General features: G+C 75.8%; 14 protein-coding genes. 12 read left to right on the top strand and 2 right to left on the bottom strand.

Annotation, left to right across the window (positions count from 1 at the left end):
- The first annotated feature begins 39 nt into the window (after positions 1-39).
- Genes FXF52_RS17630 through FXF52_RS17615 form a run of 4 tightly spaced genes read left to right on the top strand, consistent with a single transcriptional unit; the run spans position 40 to position 3,843 of the window.
- Positions 40-1,077 carry a zinc-binding alcohol dehydrogenase gene (locus FXF52_RS17630; protein ID WP_148798006.1) on the top strand — a complete coding sequence of 346 codons (1,038 nt, stop codon included), beginning with the start codon at positions 40-42 and terminating at the stop codon, positions 1,075-1,077.
- Positions 1,077-1,895, top strand: coding sequence for a sugar phosphate isomerase/epimerase family protein (locus tag FXF52_RS17625; protein WP_148798005.1), 819 nt, complete (start codon positions 1,077-1,079; stop codon positions 1,893-1,895). The genes FXF52_RS17630 and FXF52_RS17625 overlap by 1 nt, the downstream gene beginning before the upstream one ends.
- Positions 1,892-3,319 (top strand): hypothetical protein, encoded by a 1,428-nt coding sequence (locus FXF52_RS17620; RefSeq protein ID WP_255472064.1) that lies wholly within the window; start codon positions 1,892-1,894, stop codon positions 3,317-3,319. Before FXF52_RS17625 ends, FXF52_RS17620 begins: the two co-directional genes overlap by 4 nt.
- Positions 3,320-3,345: 26 nt before the next feature.
- Entirely contained in the window at positions 3,346-3,843 is a 498-nt protein-coding gene (locus tag FXF52_RS17615; RefSeq protein ID WP_148798004.1) for a GNAT family N-acetyltransferase, read from the top strand.
- An 83-nt stretch (positions 3,844-3,926) separates the two neighbouring features.
- Here FXF52_RS17615 and FXF52_RS17610 read toward each other — a convergent pair whose 3' ends face one another.
- On the bottom strand, positions 3,927-6,098 hold the full coding sequence (locus FXF52_RS17610; protein WP_148798003.1) for a molybdopterin-dependent oxidoreductase: 2,172 nt from the start codon (positions 6,096-6,098) through the stop codon (positions 3,927-3,929).
- A gap of 111 nt (positions 6,099-6,209) precedes the next feature.
- Between FXF52_RS17610 and FXF52_RS17605 the strand changes: the two genes are divergently transcribed.
- From FXF52_RS17605 to FXF52_RS17595, 3 genes are read left to right on the top strand one after another with little or no spacing between them, the layout of a single operon-like run.
- On the top strand, positions 6,210-6,791 hold the full coding sequence (locus tag FXF52_RS17605) for an IS607 family transposase (RefSeq protein ID WP_148798002.1): 582 nt from the start codon (positions 6,210-6,212) through the stop codon (positions 6,789-6,791).
- Complete coding sequence (gene tnpB, locus FXF52_RS17600) at positions 6,788-8,167, top strand: IS607 family element RNA-guided endonuclease TnpB (protein WP_148798001.1); 1,380 nt, start codon at positions 6,788-6,790, stop codon at positions 8,165-8,167. The genes FXF52_RS17605 and tnpB overlap by 4 nt, the downstream gene beginning before the upstream one ends.
- Positions 8,168-8,183: 16 nt before the next feature.
- Positions 8,184-8,582, top strand: coding sequence for an NUDIX domain-containing protein (locus FXF52_RS17595; RefSeq protein WP_148798000.1), 399 nt, complete (start codon positions 8,184-8,186; stop codon positions 8,580-8,582).
- Between the two features lie 12 nt (positions 8,583-8,594).
- Here the strand turns inward: FXF52_RS17595 and FXF52_RS43125 are convergent, their stop codons facing one another.
- Complete coding sequence (locus FXF52_RS43125) at positions 8,595-8,726, bottom strand: hypothetical protein (protein WP_255472061.1); 132 nt, start codon at positions 8,724-8,726, stop codon at positions 8,595-8,597.
- A gap of 413 nt (positions 8,727-9,139) precedes the next feature.
- On the opposite strand from FXF52_RS43125, the gene FXF52_RS17590 reads away from it, so the two are divergent.
- The 5 genes from FXF52_RS17590 (at position 9,140) to FXF52_RS17570 (ending at position 22,225) form a co-directional block, all read left to right on the top strand.
- A complete protein-coding gene (locus FXF52_RS17590; protein ID WP_148797999.1) occupies positions 9,140-9,535 on the top strand; it encodes a DUF2267 domain-containing protein in 396 nt (131 codons plus the stop codon).
- 327 nt (positions 9,536-9,862) lie between these two features.
- Entirely contained in the window at positions 9,863-13,330 is a 3,468-nt protein-coding gene (locus tag FXF52_RS17585) for an AMP-binding protein (protein WP_148797998.1), read from the top strand.
- The gene (locus tag FXF52_RS17580; protein ID WP_148797997.1) at positions 13,327-16,422 is read left to right on the top strand and encodes a thioesterase domain-containing protein; all 3,096 of its coding nucleotides are present in this window, start codon (positions 13,327-13,329) and stop codon (positions 16,420-16,422) included. Before FXF52_RS17585 ends, FXF52_RS17580 begins: the two co-directional genes overlap by 4 nt.
- Entirely contained in the window at positions 16,419-18,728 is a 2,310-nt protein-coding gene (locus tag FXF52_RS17575) for a lantibiotic dehydratase (protein ID WP_148797996.1), read from the top strand. The genes FXF52_RS17580 and FXF52_RS17575 overlap by 4 nt, the downstream gene beginning before the upstream one ends.
- Positions 18,725-22,225, top strand: a complete 3,501-nt coding sequence (locus tag FXF52_RS17570) for a non-ribosomal peptide synthetase (RefSeq protein WP_148797995.1) — start codon at positions 18,725-18,727, stop codon at positions 22,223-22,225. Before FXF52_RS17575 ends, FXF52_RS17570 begins: the two co-directional genes overlap by 4 nt.
- The last annotated feature ends 12 nt before the right edge of the window (positions 22,226-22,237 follow it).

Here is a 22,237-nt window from a genome sequence, read left to right as displayed (position 1 = left end):
GCTTACACTTGGGCCCGGCACTTCCCTCGGAGCGACGCCATGGCCAACTGGGTTGTCTCTCTGGCCGGGCCCCGGCGCGTCAGCCTGGAGCCCTGCCCCCCGGACCCGCTCGGCCCCGGCCAGGTCCGCGTCCGCACCCGCTACTCCGGCATCTCTGCCGGCACCGAGCTGACCCTCTACCGGGGCAGCAACCCCCGGCTCAGCAAGGACTGGGACGCCGCCACCCGGATGTTCGTGCCCCGGCAGGCCGCGCCCGCGTACCCGGTGGTCGGCTTCGGCTACGAGGAGGTCGGCGAGGTCGTCGAGGTGGCCCCGGACGTCGCCGACCGTCGGCCCGGCCAGCTCGTCTGGGGCATCTGGGGGCACCGGGCCGAGGCCGTGGTGCCCGCCGGCACGGTCACCCCGCTCGCCCCCGGGCTCGACCCGCTCGCCGCCGTCTTCGCCCGCCCGGGCGCCATCGCGCTGACCGCCGTGCTCGCCGGCGACCTGCACCTCGGCGACTGGGTCGGGGTCTTCGGGCAGGGGGTGATCGGGCTGCTCGGCACCCGGCTCGCCGTCCTCTCCGGGGCCCGCGTCGTCGCGGTCGACCGGGTGCCGGCCCGGCTGGCGCACGCCGTCGCGCTCGGCGCCCGCCGGGTGGTCGACGCCGCCGTCGACTCGGCCGCCGCCGTGCTGCACGCGGCCACCGACGGCCGGGGCGCGGACGTCTGCCTGGAGCTGTCCGGGTCGTACCCGGCGCTGCACGAGGCGATCCGCGCCACCACCCACGCCGGCCGCGTCGTGGCCGCCGGCTTCTACCAGGGGTACGCCCACGGGCTGGGGCTCGGCGAGGAGTTCCACCACAACCGGATCCAGCTGGTGGCGGCCCAGGTCTCCGGGCCCGCCCCGGCACCCGGCACGGCCGGCCGGTGGACCGGGCCCCGGATCGCCCACACCTTCATGGACCTGGTGGCCGAGGGCAGCGTCGATCCGCTGCCGCTGGTGAGCCACGTCGTCGACGCGGGCGCGGTGGCCGACGCGCTGGCGTTGCTCGACCGCGGTGACGATGCCGTCCTCCAAGTGGTGCTGAGGTTCTGATGGCCATTCCACTCGCCTGCCAGGAGCAGTTGCTTCCCGGCGCCAGCCTGTCCGACAAGTACGCCCTCGCCGTCTCGCTCGGCTACCAGGGCATCGAGCTGCGCGGCCGCGGCGACCTGGCGTTCGCCCGCCGGCTGCCCGAGCTGCGCCGGGCCCGCGCCGACGGCGTGGTGCTGCCCACCGTCTGCGTCGAGATGGACCACTTCATCGGCGACTTCGACCCGGAGCGCTCCCGGGACGCGGTGCGCAACCTGCGCTCCCAGCTCTCGGTGATCGCCGAGATCGGCGGGATCGGCGCGATGACGCCCGCCGCCTGGGGGATGTTCTCCCGCCGGCTGCCGCCGTTCGAGCCGCCCCGCCCGCCCGCCGGCGACCGGCAGGTGCTCGTCGACGCCCTCGGCGAGCTGGGCGAGCACGCCCGCGCCGAGGGGGTGACCCTCTTCCTGGAGCCGCTGAACCGCTACGAGGACCACATGGTCAACCGCCTCGACGAGGCGGTCGCGCTGTGCCGGGCCGTCGGCCTGCCCTCGGTGCGCGTGGTCGCCGACACCTTCCACATGAACATCGAGGAGGACGACGTGCCCGCGGCGCTGCGCGCGGCCGCGCCGTACCTGGGGCACGTGCAGGTCAGCGACTCCAACCGCTACCAGCCCGGGGCCGGCCACCTGGACTGGCCGGAGCTGCTGCGCACCCTCGACGACCTCGGCTACGCCGGCTGGCTGGCCGTCGAGTGCCGGCTGCGCGGGGAGCCCGTCGCCGCGCTGCGCCAGGCGGCCACGGTGCTCGCCCAGGCCCGGCCCCGGCAGGCGGCCGCATGAGCGAGCGTGGTGAGCGAACCATGGGGCACGGCGCTGCTCGTGCGGCTGCCGAGCGGGCGCTGAGGCTCCCCGGCACACTCGCCGAGTCGCGGGCCGGCGACCCCCGCTCGACCGGCCCGGAACGCGCCGCCGCGCTGCGCCGGCTGGCGATCACCACCCTCGACGCCAACTGGGAACACGACCACACCGTGCCGTCGCGCACCCTCTACCCGCACCAGTGGAGCTGGGACTCGGCGTTCATCGCGGTCGGGCTGGCCCACTTCCGCCCGGATCGGGCCTGGCGGGAGCTGCACACCCTGTTCGCCGCGCAGTGGGCCGACGGGCGGGTGCCGCACATCGTGTTCAACCCCGCGCTGCGGGCCGGCTCGTACTTCCCCGGGCCGGAGTTCTGGGACACCGCCCGCGCCGCCGGCGCCCCCGCGGCGGCCACCTCCGGGATCGTCCAGCCACCGGTGCACGCCCCCGCCGCCTGGCTGGTGCACCGCCGCGCCCCCTCCGAGGCGTCGGTGCGGGCACTGCGCGGGCTCTACCCGCGGCTGGTCGCCCAGCAGCGCTACCTGACCGGCGCGCGGGACGTCGGCGGCGCCGGGCTGGCCGCCGTGGTGCACCCGTGGGAGTCCGGGCTGGACAACAGCCCCGCCTGGGACGCCCCGCTGGCCGCGGTGCCCGCCGACGCCGAGGTCATGCGGGCGTACCGCCGGCACGACACCGCGCACGCCGACGCGGCGCACCGCCCCACGGACCTGGACTACGCGCGCTACGTGGCGCTCGTCGACGCCTACCGGGCGGGGCGCTACCGGGACGAGGGCCTGCTCGGCCGGCACCCGTTCCTGGTGGAGTGCCCGCTGGTCAACGCGGCGCTCGGGCTGGCCGAGCACGCGCTGGCCCGGATCGCCGCGGTGGTCGGCGCCGACCCGGGGCCGCACCGGGAACGCGCGGCGCGGCTCACCCAGGCCCTGGTCGACCGGCTGTACGACCCGGCCACCAGCACCTTCCACCCGCGTGACGTGCGCACCGGCCGGCTGATCCCGGCCCGCACGGTGCTCGGGCTGATGCCGCTCATCCTGCCCGACCTGCCCGCCCGCCAGGTGCGGGCGGTGCTCGCCGAGGCGGGCTCGCCCCGGTTCGGGCTCGCCGCCCGGATGGACCGCCCGCTGCCCACCTACGACCGCACCGCGCCGGACTTCGAGCCGCTGCGCTACTGGCGCGGCCCGAGCTGGCTGAACACCAGCTGGCTGCTGTGGCGCGGGCTGCTCGCCCACCACCGCCCCGACCTGGCCGCCGGCCTGCGCGAGTCCATGCTGGCGATAGCCGCCCGCAGTGGCTGCCACGAATACTTCCACCCGGACACCGGGGCCGGGCTGGGCTCGCCGGCGTTCAGCTGGACCGCCGCCCTGCTGCTGGACGCCCTCGCCGAGGGGTGAACCGCCCCGCTGGCTATCCTGCGGCCATGGGTGACGTGCGGGTCCGGGCGATGCGCCCCGAGGACGCCGACCGGGTGCTGGCCATCTACCAGCAGGGGCTGGACGAGGGCGACGCCAGCTTCGAGACGGTCGCCCCCTCGTGGCCCGCGTTCGACGCGGCGAAGCTGCCCGCGTACCGCCTGGTCGCGGTGGACCCCGACGACCGGGTGCTCGGCTGGATCGCCGTCTCGCCGACCTCGACCCGCGCGGTCTACGCCGGGGTGGTCGAGCACTCGGTGTACGTCGACCCGGCCGCCCGGGGGCGGGGCGTGGCCCGCCGGCTGCTCGACGAGTTGATCGCCGCCACCGAGGCGGCCGGCGTGTGGACCATCCAGTCCGGGGTGTTCCCGGAGAACACGGCCAGCCTGGCGCTGCACGAGCGGGCCGGGTTCCGGGTGGTCGGCGTCCGCGAGCGGGTCGGCCGGCACCACGGCCGGTGGCGGGACGTGGTCCTGCTGGAACGGCGCAGCCGGGTGGTCGGCTGACCGCCGGCACGCCGCACCCGACGGCCCGGTCCGGCCGACGCACCCCGCCGGCTGACGCACCCGCCGGGACGCCGCCGGCCGCCTCATCCGGCCGGCACGGCCTCCGTCGGTCGTGGCACCGGCCCGGCCGGATCGTCCGTCGCCTCGCGGGGCGGCGGCGGCACGGCCTCGTCGTCCTGGGGCGGCTCCACCGTCAGCAGCGCGGCCAGCACCGGCTCGACCTCCACCCGGCAGTCGTGGAACGTCGGGGCGCCGCCCAGGTCGGCGTCGCGGACGGCGGTGACCGCGTTGACCGTGGCCCGGCCCGGGCTCAGCCGCGCCCAGTACGCCTTGTAGGTGAACGCCAGCCCGGGCCGCGTGGCGTCGTCCACGGCGACCGCCGCCAGGAACGCGCCCCGGTCGTTGTGGACCCGCACGGCGTCGCCGTCGGCGAGGCCACGCGCCGCCGCGTCGTCCGGGTGCAGGTGCACCCGGGGCGGCCCGGTCCGCCGGGCGTGCCAGGGCAGCGAGGCGAAGGTGGAGTTCATCAGATACCGGCCAGCCGGGGCGACGAGCACCAGCGGGAACCGGCGGGCCAGCGCCGGGTCGGCGGCCTCCACCGGCGGGGTGTAGCCGACGACCGGGTCCACCCCGCGCCGGGCCAATGCGGGGTCGTGCAGCCGGGCCCGACCGTCGGGGGTGGGGAAGCCGCCCTCGGCGTACGGGGCGGACCCGACCGCCACCCCGCTGGTCCGGCCGTACGTCCGCTCGCACAGCTCCTCGAAGCTGACCGGCGTGCCGCGCAACAGTTGCCGGGCCAGGTCCTCGTCGCTGTCCCGCAGCCGGGGATGGTCGATCCCGAGCGCGGCGGCGATCCGGCGGAAGATCTCGGTGTTGGGCAGCGCCTCGCCCGGCGCCCGGGTCACCGGCAGGTTGAGCGTCGTGTAGTGGTGCCCGTAGGAGGAGTGCAGGTCGAGGTGCTCGGGCTGCATGGTGGCCGGCAGCACCACGTCGGCGTAGTCGCAGGTGTCGGTCCAGCGTTGCTCCAGCACGACGGTGCACAGGTCGGCGCGGCGCAGGCCGGTGAGCAGCCGGGTCTGGTCGGGGGCGGTGGCGGCCGGGTTGGCGTTGAACACCACCAGCGAGGTCACCGGCGGGTCGGCCTCCCCGGTGAGCACCGCGGCGAGCCGGCTCATGTTCACCAGCCGGGCTCGCGGCGCGGGCATGCCCGGCGGCCGGATCACCGGTCCCTCGTCGATCGGGTGGTGCCCGCTGGTCGACACGAGCGCGCCGCCGCCCGGGTAGCGGAAATCGCCGGTGACCAGCGGCAGCGCGCAGATCGCCCGGATCGCCTGGCCCGCGCCGTGGTGCCGTTGCAGGCCCAGCCCGACCCGGACGGCGGTGGGCCGGGTGGTGGCGATGCGCTCGCCGAGGCGGCGGACCGCCTCGACCGGCAGGCCGCACTCCGCGGCCGCCCGCTCCACCGGCCACTCGCCGAGCCGGGCCGCCAACTCCGGCCAGCCGACCGTGTGCGCCGCCAGCCACTCCTCATCGGCCGCGCCGGCGTCGAGGACGTGCCGCATCAGCCCCAGCGCCAGGGCCGCGTCGGTGCCGGGCAGCGGCGCGACGTGCTCGTCGCTGCGCGCCGCGCTGTCGGTGCGCAGCGGGTCGATGGTGACCAGGTGCGCGCCGCGCTCCCGGGCCTGCTGCACGAACGGCCACAGGTGCAGGTTGGTGGCGAGCGGGTTGGCGCCCCACAGCACGATGAGCCGGGCGTCCACGATGGATTCCGGCTCGAAGCCGACCGAGCCGCCGTAGATCGAGCCCAGCGCGGCCCGCGAGGCGGCGGTGCAGATGGTGGTGTCCAGCCGTGACGCGCCCAGGTGGGCGAAGAGCCGGGGACCCATCGTCCAGCCCTGCACGTGGCCCATCGTGCCCGCGAAGTAGTACGGGAGGATCGCCTCCGGGCCGTGGCGGTCGATGCTCGCGCGCAGCCCGGCGGCCACCCGCTCGACCCCCTCGTCCCAGCTCGCCGGCCGGTAGGCGACCCGGCCGACGCCCTTCGGGCCGGTCCGGACGTACGGGGTGGTCAGCCGGTCGGGTCCGTTGACCGCGTCGAGGTAACGGTTGACCTTGCCGCACAGCGCGCCCCGGGTGAACGGGTGGTCGCGGTCGCCGCGCAGCGCGACGGCCCGGCCGTCCTCGACCGTGAGCTGCCAGACGCAGGTGTCCGGACAGTCCAGCGGGCAGGCGCCGGGATGGGTGGTGCGGGCCATGCGGGCAGCCTACTCAGCGGGTCCGATAGCGTGGTGCCGCAGCCGAGCCGGGGTTCCGGCTGTTGCCGGCTCAGTATGCATGAGTGCTCAGGAGTGCGCTAGAATGTGGGTGTGAACCTGAAGGAGTGGGCGGCGTCGCAGGGCGTGTCGTATGCGACCGCGCGGCGGTGGTTCGCGGCCGGGAAGCTGCCCGTTCCCGCCTACCAGACCGGCCGGCTGATCGTGATTGGCGAGCCGGCACCCCCTGCGCACGGACGACACGTGGTCGCGGTGTACGCCTGCGTGTCGTCGGTCGATCAGCGCGCCGACCTTGACCGGCAGGTTGCCCGGGTGACCGCCTGGGCTACCGGGCAGGGTCTGACGGTGGACCAGGTGGTCACCGAGATCGGTTCGGCCCTCGATGGGCGACGCAAGAAGTTCCTCGCGCTCCTAGCCGACAAGGCGGTATCCACGATCGTGGTGGAGCATCGGGACCGGTTCGCCCGGTTCGGTGCCGAGTACGTCGAAGCCGCGCTGTCCGCGCAGGGCCGCCGCCTGCTGGTGGTCGACCCGGCCGAGGTTGATGACGATCTGGTGCGCGACGTGACCGAGATCCTGACCTCGCTGTGCGCTCGCTTGTACGGGCGTCGGGCGGCAGCGGACCGGGCCCGCCGCGCGGTCGACGCCGCCACCGGCGGGGAGTGCGCCGCGTGAAGGTGGTGCAGGCGTACCGGTTCGCGTTGGATCTGACGCCGGCGCAGGAGCGTGAGGTGCTCGCCAACGCCGGCGCGGCCCGGGTGGCGTACAACTGGGCCCTGGCCCGGGTGAAGGCCGTCATGGACCAGCGCGCTGCGGAACGCACCTACGGTGTGCCTGAGGAGTTGCTGACCCCAACGGTCGGGTGGAATCTCGCACAGTTGCGCAAGGCGTGGAACCAGGCGAAGCCGGACGTGGCGCCGTGGTGGCCGGAGTGTTCCAAGGAGGCGTTCAACACCGGCCTGGATGCCCTGGCCTGCGGTTTGAAGAACTGGTCCGACTCGCGTACGGGCAAGCGGAAGGGGCGGCGAGTCGGGTTCCCGCGGTTCAAGTCCCGTCGCCGCAGCACGCCGAGCATCCGGTTCACCACGGGTGCGATCCGGGTGGAGCCGGACCGCCAGCACGTCGTACTGCCCCGGCTGGGCCGGCTCAAGCTGCACGAGTCCGCCCGTAAACTCGCCCGCCGTCTCGAGGCGGGCACGGCCCGGATCCTGTCCGCGACCGTGCGTCGTGACGGCGGACGGTGGCATGTCGCATTCTGCGTTGAAATCGAGCGGGCCGATCGGGCACCGTGGCGGCCGCGGGCGGTGCTCGGGGTGGACGTGGGGATCACTCACCTGGCGGTGCTGTCGACCGGCAAGATGATCCCCAACCCGCGTCACCTGGATGACGCGGCCAAGCGGATGCGGCGTCTGGCCCGGCGCATGTCCCGCCGGGTTGGCCCGGACCGGCGTACCGGTCAGCGGCCGTCGCAGCGGTGGGAACGGGCGCGGCGGCAGGTGGCCCGGGCGCATGCGCGGGTGGCGAACCTGCGCCGCGACGGACTGCACAAGCTCACCACCCGCCTCGCCCGCAAGTACGGCACGATCGTGGTCGAAGACCTCAACGTCGCCGGCATGCTGCGCAACCGGCGCCTGGCCCGGCGTGTCGCCGACGCGGGGTTCGGTGAAATCCGCCGGCAGGTGACCTATAAGACCGGATGGAACGGCGGCCGGCTGGTGGTGGCCGACCGGTGGTATCCCTCCAGCAAGACCTGCTCGGCATGTGGCACGGTGAAAGCCAAACTGGCCCTGTCCGCGCGTACCTACAAGTGCACCTCGTGCGGCCTGGTCCTCGACCGGGACCTCAACGCCGCACGTAACCTAGCCGCGATCGCGGCTGAGGCAACCACCGCCGGGAGTGGCCCGGTGGCAGGACGTGGAGCCGACCATAAGACCCGCCCCGGCGGGCCGGTGGCCGTGAAACGTCAACCCGGCACCGCCCAGGCGGGTGAGACCGGGACCGTCCCACCGTCAGGCGGGACTGCCGACCATGTGCTCACCAGAGCGCACTGATAGGTAACGGAGTGCCGTGGGCGAGATCGACAAGGTGGCCTGGATCCGGGTCGAGGACGGCCGGGTGTTGTGCGCCCGGTCCCGGGGAAAGGACGTCTGGTATCTGCCCGGCGGCAAGCGGGAGGCGGGTGAGACCGACCTGGAGACCCTGGCCCGGGAGGTCACCGAGGAACTGGGCGTGGCGATCGTGTCGGAGTCGGCCAGGCACGTGGGCACCTTCACCGCGCCGGCCCACGGGCGCGCCGCCGGGACGCTGGTGCGGATGACCTGTTACGCCGCCGACTACCGGGGCACGCTGCGGCCGGCCAGCGAGATCGAGGAGCTGGCCTGGCTCGGCTACGCCGACCGGCACCGGGTCTCCCCGGCGAACCAGCTCGTCTTCGACCACCTGTGGTCGACCGGCGCGTTGCGGTAGGTCCTAGCCCGGTCAGCCGGGCAGCAGCCAGGCCAGGGCGTGCAGCGCGGTGCGGACGGTGTCGCCGTCGGCGCTGAGGCTGACCCGCAGGCCGGGCGGGGTGGCACGCCGGGCGGCGAACTCGTCGGTGCCGGCGACCGCCACGCCGCGCCGGCGGGCGAGCGCAGGCTGCCACGCCCCCGGCGATGCTGTCCCGGATGACCGCGACCAGCCGGTTCGTGATCTGGGGAGCGATGCCGCTCGGTGCGGCCCTCGGCGGCGCGCTGACCGGGCTGCTGGGGGCGCCGGCGTACCTCGCGCTGGCTGCGGCCGGCATGGTGGGGCGGCGCTGGTCACCCGCTGGTCGCCGGTCTGGCGGACCCGGGATTTCCCGCGCCGGGAGGACCTGCCCCAACCGGCGGAGGCCGAGGCGGGGGTGCCCGCCGGGCGGTGAGCGCCGTTTGCCCCGCCGGGTCGCGGGTACCCACCGACGGCTCCAGATCGTCGCGCGGCGCCAGCCGCCCCGAGCTGGGGTCGTCGGCAACCCGGCGGCGCGCCGGCGACGACAGGAGGGCGGCGTGCGGTTTCCCCGATTCGTCGAGGCGGTGTCCCGCCGCGCCGAGCTGCCCGCCGAGCAGGCGGCCACGATCTGCCGGGCGGTGCTGCAGACGCTCGCCGAGCGGGTGACCGGGCATGAGTCGGCGGAGCTGGCCGCGCAGCTGCCGGACGAGCTGGGCAGCTATCTGGCCGCGCCGGCCGCGCCGGCCGGGGGCGGGGGAGCGGTCGCCTTCGTGCACCGGGTGGCCGAACGGGCCAAGGTGGATCCGGCGGTCGCCGAGGTGGGCACCCGCGCGGTGCTCATCACGTTGCGCGAGGCGGTGACGGTCGGCGAGTTCCAGGACCTGCTCGCGCAGCTGCCGAAGGGTTTCGACGCCATGGTGGACCCGATCCCGCGTCCGCCGTACGATGCGTGAGGAAGCTCCCCGGGATCCGGGTTGAGCAGCGACAGCGGCGCCCTGACGGCGAAGAATCCACGGCGTAGCGATATTTTCACCGGAAAATAACTCGTAGGTAGCCTTCTACGCCGAAAATCGTTTCCGCGCTAGAGGGATGATCGGACGAATTCTGCCGTCCGAGGTTCCAGGCCCTCGTCCCCCCTTCGGCTCGACCCTGATCGATCCCCTTCCCATCGAAAGATTGAGTCATATCCTGCATCCATTGTGTAGTCCTGGGGGGGATCATGATCACAAGCGTGGAACCCTGCGCGCCTGCCGCCTGTAGGGAAACATCCACTCCCTGACATGTCGACGTCGATAATCATCAATCGCTTCGGCGAGATGACGGCACGCCACGGTGATCGTCCGGCCCTGCTCGATGAGACCCACGAGGTCAGCTACGCCGAGCTGGCCGGCGCTGCCGGTGGGCACGCCGCCGCGCTCGCCGCCGCCGGCGTCCGACCCGGCGACCGGGTCGCCCTGCTCACCGCGCACGGCGCGCCGACCGTCGCCGCGCTCCTCGGCGCCCTCGCCGCGGGATGCGCGTACGTGCCGCTGGACCCGGGCTTCCCGGTCGACCGGCTGCGCCACATGCTCGCCGCCGCCGGGGTGAGCGCGATCGCCTGCGCTGCCGGGCACCGGGAGCTCGCCCGCGGGCTCGCCGACGGCCGGACCGTGGTGCCGCTGGACGACGTGCCGCCCGCCCCGCTGCGGCCGGTCCCGGTCGATCCGGACGCGCTCGCGTACGTGCTGTTCACCTCCGGCTCCACCGGGGTGCCCAAGGCGGTCGGGCAGACCCACCGCAACCTGGCGCACGTCGTCGACAACCAGATCGCCGCGCTGGCCATCGGTCCGACCGACCGGCTCAGCCTGCTCGCCTCGTTCAGCTTCGACGCCGCCATCCCGGACCTGTACCCGGCACTGCTCACCGGCGCCGCCGTGATCCCGGTCGACCTGCGCCGGCAGGGGCCCGCGTACGCGGTCGAACAGCTCGACCGGCACCGGGCGACCGTGCTGCACTGCACGCCCACGGTCTACCGGTTCCTGCTCGACACCCTCGGCGACCGGCGGCTCGACGCGGTCCGGGTGGTCCTGCTCGGCGGCGAGCAGGCCACGTACGCCGACGCGGCCCGCGGCCGGGGCCGTTTCGCGCCGGACTGCGAGCTGGTCAACGGCTACGGCGCCACCGAGATGACCTTCGTCGCGCGGTACGCCCTGCCGCTGTCCACCGTGGATCCGGCCGCCACCGGCCCGTTGCCGATCGGCGCCGCGTTCCCCGGCTACGAGCTGCACCTCGCCCCGGACACCGGGGAGATCGTGGTGCGCAGCCCGCACCTCGCCCCCGGCTACCTCAACCAGGACAGCGACCGGTTCACCGTGGCCGCCGACGGGGTGCGCGCGTACCGCACCGGCGACCTCGGCCGGCGGCTGCCCGGCGGCGACCTGGTCTGCCTCGGCCGGCTCGACCGGCAGGTCAAGGTACGCGGGCACCGGGTCGAGCTGACCGAGATCGAGGCGGTGCTCGCCGCCCAGCCCGGCGTGGCCGGCGTACGGGCCATCGCCCGGGACGGCGAGCTGCTGGCGTACGCCCGTCCGGCCGACGGGACCCGGCCGGACGCGGCGGCGCTGCGGGCCGCCCTCGCCGCGGCGCTGCCCGAGTACGCGCTGCCCCGCGCGGTGGTGGTGCTCGACGAGTTCCCGCTCACCGTCACCGGCAAGGTGGACGAGCGGGCGCTGCCCGACCCGGCCCGCGAGGTGCCCGCCGGCGCCGCGCCGACCACCGACACCGAGCGGATCGTGCACGACATCTGGTGCGCGGTGCTCGGCCGCGACGCGGTCGGGCGCGACGACAGCTTCTTCGACGTGGGCGGGCAGTCGCTGCTCCTCGGCCAGGTGCAGCAGCGGCTGGCCGAACACTTCGGGGTGCGGCTGCCGATGCTGCGCCTGTTCGACCACCCCACGGTGGCCGCCCAGGCGGCGCTGCTCGACGCCCCGTCCGAGGCGGTCCGCGCGCCGGTGCTGCCCGTGCCGGCCGCCCCGGCCGCCGCGCCCCGCGAGTACACCGGCGACGAGATCGCCGTGGTCGGGCTCGCCGGCCGCTTCCCCGGCGCCCCCGACGTGGCCACCTTCTGGTGGAACCTGTGCACCGGCGTCGACTCCATCCACGACCACACGGACGAGGAACTGGCCGCGCTCGGCGTCGGGCCGGGGCTGCGCAACGACCCACGGCACGTGCGGGCGGTCGGCCGGCTCGACGGGGTGGCCGACTTCGACGCCGAGTTCTTCGCCTTCGGCGCCGACGAGGCCGCCCGGACCGACCCGCAGCACCGACTCTTCCTGGAGACCGCCTGGGAGGCCCTGGAGGACGCCGGGCACGACCCCGCGCGGTTCCCCGGCCTGATCGGGGTCTACTCGGCCGCCTCCGCCAACCGGTACTTCCTGTTCCACCTGCTCGACAACCCCGCGGTGGTCGGCGACGTGGACCCGGACGACTGGGAGGCGCGGCTGATCGGCCGGCAGTTCACCGACCACCTGCCCGGGCAGGTCGCCTACCGGCTCGGGCTGACCGGGCCCGCGCTGGCCGTGCAGAGCGCCTGCTCCAGTTCCCTGGTCGCGGTCTGCCTCGCCGCGCAGAGCCTCGCCGACTACCAGTGCGACATCGCCCTCGCCGGCGGCGTCACCGTCACCTGGCCCCGGCACCGGCACACCCCGGGCGGGCTGGCTTCCCCGGATGGCCGGTGCCGCGCCTTCGACGAGGGCGCCAATGGGTCCGGCTTCGGCTCCGGGGTCGGCGTGGTCGCGCTGCGCCGGCTCGCCGACGCGCAGGCCGACGGGGACCGGATCTACGCGGTGCTGCCCGGCTGGGCGGTCACCAACGACGGTGCGGACCGGGCCGGCTTCGCCGTCCCCGGCCCGGCCGGGCAGGCCGCCGCCGTCGCGAACGCCCTCGCCACCGCCGAGGTCGCCCCCGGCGAGGTCCGCTTCGTCGAGGGCCACGGCAGCGGCACGCCCCTCGGCGACGCCATCGAGGTGGCCGCGCTGCACGAGGTGTACGCCGGCGGGCCCGCCGAGTCCTGCGCGCTCGGCTCGGTGAAGACCAACATCGGCCACCTCGACGCCGCCGCCGGCATCGCCGGGCTGATCAAGACGGTGCTCGCCGTACGGCACGGCGTGATCCCGCCGAACCTGCACTTCACCCGCCCGCACCCGGAGATCGACCTGGCCGCCGGCCCGTTCTACGTGCCCACCAAGGCACGGGACTGGCCGGAGGGCCCGCGCCGGGTGGCGGGGGTCAGCGCCTTCGGGCTCGGCGGCACCAACGCGCACGTGGTGGTGGAGCAGCCCCCGCCGGACGAGCCGCTGGACGCCCCAGCCGACGGCCCCTGGCTGCTGCCGGTGTCCGCGCGTACCCCGGTGGCGCTGCGGGCCGCGCTGACCCGGCTGCGGGCCCACCTGGCCGGCGCCGTGCCGGCGCTGCCCGAGGTCGCCGCCACCCTGGCGCTCGGCCGGCAGGCGTTCGCCCACCGGGCCGCCGTGGTCGCCGCCGACCTGCCGGGCGCGCTCGCCGCGCTGGACGTGCTGCTCGACACCGACGCCCGGATCGCCGGCGACGGTGGCCCGCTGCGTGAACTGGCGGCCGACTGGGTCGCCGGGCGGGACGTCGACTGGGACGTCCTGCATCCCGAGGGCACGGTCCGGCGTACCGGGCTGCCCACCTACCCGTTCCAGCGCCAGCGGTACTGGATCGACCCCGTGCAGAAAGGTCCACGGTGAACTGGTTCGTCTCCGCCGGAAGCCGACCCCAGGCGCCGGTGCGGTTGTTCTGCCTGCCCTACGCCGGAGCCGGCGCCAGCGCGTTCCGGCGGTGGCAGGAAGGGATCGGCCCGGACGTCGAGGTGCTGCCGGTGCAACTGCCCGGCCGGGAGAACCGGATCAGCGAGGACCCGCGCTTCGACGTGGCCGACGTCGCCGCCGCCATCGCCTCCCGGGCCGACCGCCCGTACGCCATCTACGGGCACTCGATGGGCGGCCGGGTCGGCTTCGAGGTGGTCCGGGAGCTGCGCCGGTCCGGCCGGCCGCTGCCGCTGCGCCTGTACGTCGGCGGCGCCCGCGCCCCGCACGTGGGCGCGCCCAGCCTCTTCGACGGGCTGTCCCGGGTGGACGACGAGGAACTGCTGCGCCGCCTCGGCGAGGGCGGCGGGCTCCCCGCCGAGCTGCTCGACCATCCCGAGCTGGTGGAGCTGCTGCTGCCGCTGCTGCGGGCCGACTTCGGCCGGGTGGACAGCTACCGGTACGTGGCCGGCGAGCCGCTGCCGGTGCCGATCGTCGCGTTCAGCGGCGTCCGTGACCGGGCGGTCACCCGCGAGCACAGCGCCGCCTGGGCGGAGCACACCGCCGCCGGGTTCACCCTGCACGAGATCGACGGCGGGCACTTCTTCCTGCACGACCAGCTCCCCGACGTGCTGGCCGCGATCCGCGCCGACCTGGCCGGCGCGCTGACCGTCGACGCCCCGGCGGTCGGCGGCCCGGCAGCCGGACGGGCCGCCGTCCCCGACGCGCACCGGGTGCCGCTGGGCGACACTGGGTGGTCGGTCTGGCGCGACGCGATCCTGCGCACCACCGGCTTCCCGGCCACCGGCCTCGACCTTCTCTCCGCCCCCCGGGCCGCCGCGGCGGCCGACGAACTACTGGCCACCGGTTCCTGTGAGGACCGGTACGACAAGGAGTTCGACGAGGCCGTCCGGGCCGCCGCCGACCGGCTGACCGAACTGGCCGCCGACCCGCTGCTGCGCGAGGCGGTCACCTGGCAGAACCGGGGTGCGCTGGTGGCGCTGGACGGCCTGGCGCGCGCCGGCGGCGACGCGCCCCGCAACGTGAAGCGCCGCGACCGGGAACGGGCGCTGCTCAAGTACTGGCAGCGCTACTGCGGCAAGAACGAGACGGTTGGCTTCTTCGGGCCCAGCTGCTGGGTCACCCTCGACCCCGATCAGCCGGAGGCCGTCCGGGTACGCGCCGGCGCGCAGCTCACCGCCCGCCGCTGGGTGTGGTTCGAGTCCTGGGCGCTGGCCGCGTACGCCGACCGGATCGGCGCGGACCTCGCGGTGCGCCGCTGGTGGCCACCGATGCTGCTGCCGCAGCTCGCCGTCCGGGACCGGACCGTGCTGCGCCCCGGGCGCCCGCCGCTGTCGCTGTCCCCGGTGGAGGCCGCGCTGCTCGCCGCGGCCGACGGCCGCCGGTCCGCCGCCGACCTGGTGACCGACCCGGCCGTCGGGCTGCGCCGGCCCGAGGACGGGTACGCGCTGCTCGACCGCCTGGTGGAACGGGAACTGATCACCTGGGACGCCGCCCTGCCGGTCAGCCCGGACGCCGAGCAGGTGCTCGCCGCCCGGATCGCCGCGATCGGTGACCAGGCGGCCCGCGCGAGCGCCCAGGCCGGGTTCGACCGGTTGCGCGTCGCGCGGGACGCCGTGGCCGCCGCGGCCGGGGACCCGGACCGGCTGCGCGCCGCCCTCGACGCCCTCGACGCCACCTTCACCGAGCTGACCGGCACCCCGGCCAGCCGCCGCGCCGGGCAGATGTACGCCGGCCGGACGATCTGCTACGAGGACACCGCCCGCGACCTGGCGGTGGTGTTCGGGGCGCCGCTGCTGGACGAGCTCGCCGCCCCGCTGGACGTGCTGCTGCGCGCCGCCCGCTGGATGGCCAACGCGCTGGCCGAGGCGTACGGGGAGGTGCTCCGGGGGCTCTACGAGGAGCTGCGCGCCGAGGCCGGTGGCGGCCCGGTCGCCCTGGCGGACCTGTGGTTCCTGACCCAGGGTCTGTTCTGGGGCGGCGGGGAGCGGCCGGTGGACGCCGTCGCCGCCGAGTTCGCCGCCCGCTGGGCCGGGCTGTTCGGGCTGGACGCGCTGCCCCCCGGCACCACCGACGTGCGGCTGCGCGCGGCCGACCTGGCCGACCGGATCGACGAGGTCTTCCCGGGCACCCGGCCGGACTGGTCCAACGCCGTGATGCACAGCCCCGACCTGCAGATCTGCGCCACCGACGCGGAGGCGTTGCGCCGGGGCGAGTACACGGTCGTCCTCGGTGAGCTGCACGCCGCCTGGTCGTCGTTCGACTGCGCGGTGTTCACCCCCTCGCACCCGGACGTCGAGCGGCTGCGCGCCGCGCTGGCCGAGGACCTGGGCCAGCGGCGGATCCGGCTGCTCTTCCCGAGTGACTGGCCGCGCCGGACCAGCCGTACCTCCGAGTCGCTGACCGGCCCGACCGACCGGCACCTCGCCTTCCAGACGGCCCCCGGCGGCGAGCCGGGTCGGCTGCTGCCCACCGTGGACCTGACGGTCAGCGACGTCGACGGGCAGTTCGTCGCCACCGCCTCCGACGGCCAGCGCTGGCCGCTCACCGAGGTCTTCGCCGAGCTGTTCAGCGCGCACGCGGTGGACGGGTTCAAGCTGGTCGCCGCCGCCCCGTACACGCCCCGGATCACCCTCGACAACGTGGTGGTGGCGCGGCAGACCTGGCGGACCACGGTGGGGGAGAGCGGCCTGGCCACGGTGACCGGCGAGCGGCAGCGGTTCCTCGCCGTCCGGGAGTGGCGCCGCCGGCTCGGCCTGCCCGAGCAGGTGTACGTCAAGCTCGGCACCGAGACCAAGCCCTGCTTCGTGGACCTGAGCAGCCCCGCCTTCGCGAACATGTGCTGTGCCATGGCCCGCGCCGCCCGGGTCGACGGCGGCGACGACGTGTCGCTGGTGGTCAGCGAGATGCTGCCCACCCCGGACCAGGCCTGGGTGCCCGACGCGGCCGGTCGCCGCTACTTCAGCGAGCTGCGGCTGCACATCGTGGACACCCACGGGAAGGAGCAATCGTGACCGCCCCCGCGAGCCACCTGCTGCCGCTCGGGCAGACCGGCTGGTCGGTCTGGCGCGACGTGGTGTTGCGCACGGCCGGTTTCCCGGCGGCCGGGCTCGACCGGTTCGCCGCGCCCGAGGCGGCGGCCGTCGCCGACGCGCTGCTCGCCGGCGCGAGCAGCCCGGAACTGCTGGACAAGACGCTGCGCGAGGCGTTCGCCGAGTCCTCCGCAGTGGCCAACGAGCTGGCCGCCGACCCGCTGCTGCGCGAGGCGGTCACCTGGCAGAACCCGGACATGCTCGTCGCGCTGGACGGCCTGCTGCGCACCGACCCGGAGGTGCGCAACGTACGCCGGCGCAAGCGCGAACTGAGCCTGCTGCGCTACTGGCAGCGCTACTGCGGCAAGGCGGAGACCATCGGCTTCTTCGGCCCGGTCTGCTGGGGCACCGTCGACCCGGAGCAGCCGGGTGTCCGGTTGTCGCCCGGCCCGGCGCTGGTCGACCGCCGGGAGGTGGTCTTCGAGGCGTGGGCGCTGATCGCGTACGCCGACCGGCTCGCCGACGACCTGGCGGTGCGGCGCTGGTGGGCCCCGGCGCTGCAACCGCACTTGACCGTCGAGGGGCGCCAGCTGCTCTGGCCGCTGCACCCGCCGATCGCGCTGACCCCGACCGAGGCCCGGCTGCTCGCCGCCTGCGACGGCCGGACCCCCGCGGTCGAGCTGGCCGAGCGGATGCGCGCTGCCGGCGAGGTGCACGGTGCCGACGACGTCTACCTGCTGCTCGACCGGTGGGTCGATCGCGGCCAGCTCATCTGGGGCGCGAACCTGCCGGTGAGCCCGGACGCCGAGCGGGTGCTCGCCGAGCGGATCGCGGCCATCGGCGACGACCGGGTGCGGGACGAGATGGGGGCGGGCTTCGCTCGGCTCCGCGCGGCCCGGGACGAGGTCGCCGCCGCGGCCGGCGACGCCGACCGGCTCGGCGCCGCCCTCGCCGCGCTGAACACCGAGTTCACCGCCGTCACCGGACGCCCGGCCACCCGGCACAGCGGCCAGATGTACGCCGGCCGCACCGTTTGCTACGAGGAGACGAGCCGGGACCTGGCGTTCGATGTCGGCTCCGCCGTCGTGGACGCGCTGGCCGCCCCGCTCGCCGTGGTGCTGCAGACCGCCCGCTGGTACACGATGGAGGTCGCGGCCCGGTGTGCCGAGCTCTTCGCCGACCTGCACGACGAACTGGCCGCCGACGGCCTGGTGCGGCTGGCCGACCTCTGGCTGCTGGCCCAGGGGACGCTGATCGCCCCGGACGGCCCGATCGGCCGGGCCGGGGTGGCGTTCACCGAGCGGTGGGCGCAGCTGTTCGGCCTGCACGACCTGCCCGCCGAGCAGACGGAGCTGCGGCTGCGCGCCGAGGATCTGGCCGACCGGGTCCGGCAGCTGTTCCCGGCCGGCCGCCCCGGCTGGCCGTCGGCCCGGCTGCACAACCCGGACGTCCAGCTCGGCGCGGCCTCACCCGAGGCAGTTGCTCGGGGCGACTTCCTGCTCGTCCTGGGCGAGCTGCACCCCGCCCACGTCGCCTACGACAGCGCCGTGCTGAGCCCGTTCCACCCCGACCCGGCGGCGCTGCGGGCCGCCCTCGACGCGGACCTGGGCCCGGCCCGGCTGCGGGTGCTCTGGCCGGAGAGCTTCCCCCGGCGGACCACCCGCACCACGTACGCCCTCACCGGGCCCGCGGACCGCCAGCTCGGCATCGACACCGCGCACGGCGCCGACGTCGACCGGCTGGTGCCGGCCACCGCGGTCACTGTCGAGCGTGACGGCGACCAACTGGTCGCGGTGTTCCCGGACGCCACCCGCTGGCCGCTCATGGAGGTCTTCGCCAGCCTGCTCGACTCGCTGCTGCTGGACGCGTTCAAGCTGCTCGATCCGGCCCCGCACACCCCCCGGATCACCATCGACCGGCTGGTGGTGGCCCGGCGTACCTGGCGCACCACGGCGGGCGAGTGCGGGCTGGCCGGGCACGCCGACGAGACCGCCCGCTACCTCGCGGTACGCCGGTGGCGGGCGGCCACCGGCCTGCCCGAGCGGGTGTTCGTCAAGGTCGGCACCGAGATCAAGCCCTGCTACGTCGACCTGACCGGCCCGCTGTACGCGCAGTCGCTCTGCGCCATGGTGGACGCCGCCCACCGGACCAGCCCGGACGTGCCGGTGGTGGTCAGCGAACTGCTGCCCGCCCCGGACGAGGCCTGGGTGACCGACGCGCAGGGACGCGGCTACGTCAGCGAACTGCGCCTCCAGATCACCGATCCAGCCACGGGAGACCACCGGTGACCGACATCCTGACCGCCAGCGCCGCCTCCGGCGAGGCCCTGCCCTGGCCGGACGCGACCCTCGCCGACCTGATCACCGCCCAGGCGGCCCGTACCCCGGACGCGGTGGCCGTCCGCCAGTGGGACGACCGGCTCAGCTACGCCGAACTCGTCGACCGGGCCGCCGGGGTGGCCGCCGCGCTGCGCGAGCGGGGCGTCGGGCGCGCCGACCGGGTGGGTGTCTGCGGCACCCGCACCCCAGACCTGGTGGTCACCGTGCTCGGGGTGCTCCTGGCCGGCGGCTGCTACGTGCCCCTCGAACCGGGCGGGCCGCGCGAGCGGCTGCGCGAGATCGCCCGCGACGCCGGCGTCCGGGTGGTGGTCGGTGACGCCGCCGCGGCCCAGTTCGGCGACGAGCCGGACGTCGAGACGGTCGGGCTGCCCGGCCCGGCCCCGCTCGCGCCCTGCCCGGCACGACCGGGCGACCCCGCGTACGTGCTGTTCACCTCCGGGTCGACCGGCCGGCCCAAGGGGGTGCTCACCACCCACCGCAACGCGGTCGAGTTCGTCACCGGGATCACCGCGCTGACCGGCGCCGACGCCGGCGTCCGCAGCCTCGGCATCGCCTCGCTTGGCTTCGACGCGGCCACCATGGACCTGTTCGTGCCGCTGCTGCTCGGCGGCGCCGTGCAGCTGCTCGGCGCCGACGACCGGGCCGACCCGGTCCGGCTGGCCCGGTTCATCGCCGCGCACGAGGTGACCTGGGGGTTCATCACCCCGACCGTGCTGGCCCTGCTCGATCCGGCGGAGGTGCCGTCCTGGCGGGTGGTGCTCTGCGGTGGCGAGGCGGTCCCGGCCGAGCTGGTCGCCCGCTGGGCCCCCGGCCGGCGTTTCCTCAACGGCTACGGCCCGACCGAGACCACCGTGCTGGCGGTCAGCGGTGACCTCACCGCCGCCGACGCCGACCCGGTGCCGATCGGCCTCCCGCTGCCCAACCACCGGGCGTACGTGGTGGACACCGAGCTGCGGCCGATGCCGCCGGGGGAGACCGGCGAGCTGCTGATCGGTGGGCCCGGCCTGGCCGACGGCTACCTCAACCGGCCCGGCCTCACCGCCGAGCGGTTCGTCCCCGACCCGTTCGGTGACCGGCCCGGCGAGCGGCTCTACCGCACCGGCGACCTGGTCCGCCAGGCGCCCGACGGCCGGATCGTCTACCTGGGCCGGGCCGACCGGCAGGTCAAGGTCCGCGGCCAGCGGATCGAGCTGGGCGAGGTCGAGGCGGTGCTGGCCGGGCATCCCGGCGTCGACGGGGTCGCCGTGGAGGCGGTACCCGGACCGGCCGGCACCGAGCTGGTCGCCTTCCTCATCCCCGCCGACGCCCCCGACGACGGCGCGCTGCGGGCGTACGCCAGGCCCCGGCTGACCACCGCGATGCTGCCGGCCCGGACGGTGCGGCTGGCCGCGCTGCCGGTCAGCCCGACCACCGGCAAGCTGGACCGGCCGGCGCTGCGCGCCCTGGCCACGTCCCTTCCGGATACCCCGGTGGACGACGCCGACGGCGGCGACCCGGTCGAGGCCACCGTCCGGCGGCTCTGGGCCCGGCTGCTCGGCGCGCCCCCACGCCCGGACAGCGACTTCCTCGCCGCCGGCGGCAACTCGATCGCCGCGATGCGGCTGGTCGCCGCGCTCCGCGCCGAGCTGGGCCGGCAGGTCGACACCCGGGACCTGTTCACCGGCCGCACCTTCGCCGCGCTGGTGGACCGGGTTCGCGCCGCCGCCCCCGCCGACGGCGACGGGTTCACCACCGGCAACCCGCCCACGCTCGCCCCGCCGCAGCGGCGGCTGTGGTTCATGGACCAGCTCGCCCCGTCCAGCGCGCCCTACAACATCGCGGTGGCGCACCGGCTGCGCGGGCCGCTGGACACCGCCGCGCTCGGCGCCGCGCTGCGCGCCGTGGTCGAGCGCCACGACGTGCTGCGCTGGCGCATCCCGCAGACCGGCGGCGTGCCGTACGCGGTCCGCGAGGAGCCGACCGACGTGGCCGTGCCGGTGGTGGACCTGACCGGCGCCGCCGACGCCGAGGCGGAGCTGGCCACCATGCTGGCCGCCGGGGCCGGGCACGCGTTCGACCTGGCCACCGGGCCGCCCTGGCAGGGGACCGTCTACCGGGTCGGCGCCGACGAGCACGTCCTCGCCCTGACCATGCACCACGCGGTCTTCGACGGCTGGTCCGAGGCGCTGCTCTACGACGACCTGGCCACCGCGTACGCCCGCGCGGTCGTCGGCGAGCCACCGACCCTGCCCGCGCTGCCCGCCACCTACGCCGACTACGCGGTCTGGCGAGCCGAGCGGGACCGCCGCCGGGGCGCGGCCGACCTGGCCTGGTGGACCGAGCACCTGGCCGGCGCGCCGACCGTGCTCGACCTGCCCCGGGACCGACCCCGCCCGGCCGTGCAGACGTACGCCGGCGCGGAGGCGGCGGTGGTGCTCGCCGAGGACGCCGACCGGGCGGTCCGCGAGCTGGCCGGCCGGCGCGGCACCACGGTCGCCGCGGTGCTGCTGGCCGGCTTCGGCGAGCTGCTGCGCCGGCTCACCGGGGCCGACGACCACGTGCTCGGCGCGATCGTCGCTGACCGGCGGCTGGCCGCCTTCGACGACGTCATCGGCTTCTTCATCGACACCGTGCCGGTCCGCGTCCGCAGCGGCGGCGCCAGCTTCGCCGAGCTGGTGGACCGCTGCGCCGCCGAACTGCACGAGGTCACCACGCACCCCGGCGCCCCGCTGGAACGGATCGTGGAGGCGCTCGGCGTGGGCCGGGACACCTCCCGCGCCCCGCTCGTGCAGGTGCTGTTCAACGTGCTCAACTTCGTGCCGCCCCGGCTCGCCCTGGCCGGCCTGGCCGTCGAGCCGGTGCCGGTGCCGAAGCCCGGCTCGCCCTTCGACATCACCGTCTACGTGGTGGAACGGGCCGGCCGGGCCGGGGTCGAGGTGGTGCACAACCCGGACCTGTTCGACGGCGACCGGATCGACGCGCTCCTGGCGGACCTGGCCGCGCTGGTCGGCGCCCTGGCCGCCGACCCGGACGCGCCGGCCGACCGGGTGGCCGCCGAGCTGCCGCGCCCGGCGGTCCGGGTGGCCGCCCTCGGCGCGATGACCGTCGCCGCCGCCGAGCCGGCCCGCGCCCCGCTGCCCGCCGGGCCCGACGCGCTCACCGAGACCGAGGAGCTGATCGCCGGCATCTGGCGGGAGGTGCTCGGCAAGGACCGGGTCGGGGTCGCCGAGAACTTCTTCGACATCGGCGGCCACTCGATGGCCCTCGCCGCGGTGCACGCCCGGCTCACCGAGGCCACCGGCCGCTCGCTCACCATGCTCGACCTGTTCCGCCACCCGACCGTGCGGGCCCTCGCGGCCAGCCTCGACGGCGCCGTCGACCGGCCGGAACTGGCCCGCGCCGCGTTGCGCGCCGCCGCCCGCCGCGGCCGGGCCCGCCGTACCCCACCCCGACGACCGCACCAGTGACGCCGCAACCCT

The sequence above is a fragment of the Micromonospora sp. MP36 genome (assembly GCF_008119785.1).
GTDB lineage: Bacteria > Actinomycetota > Actinomycetes > Mycobacteriales > Micromonosporaceae > Micromonospora.
Note: the sequence above shows the minus strand (reverse complement) of the source record. Positions and strands in the feature narration are given on the sequence as shown.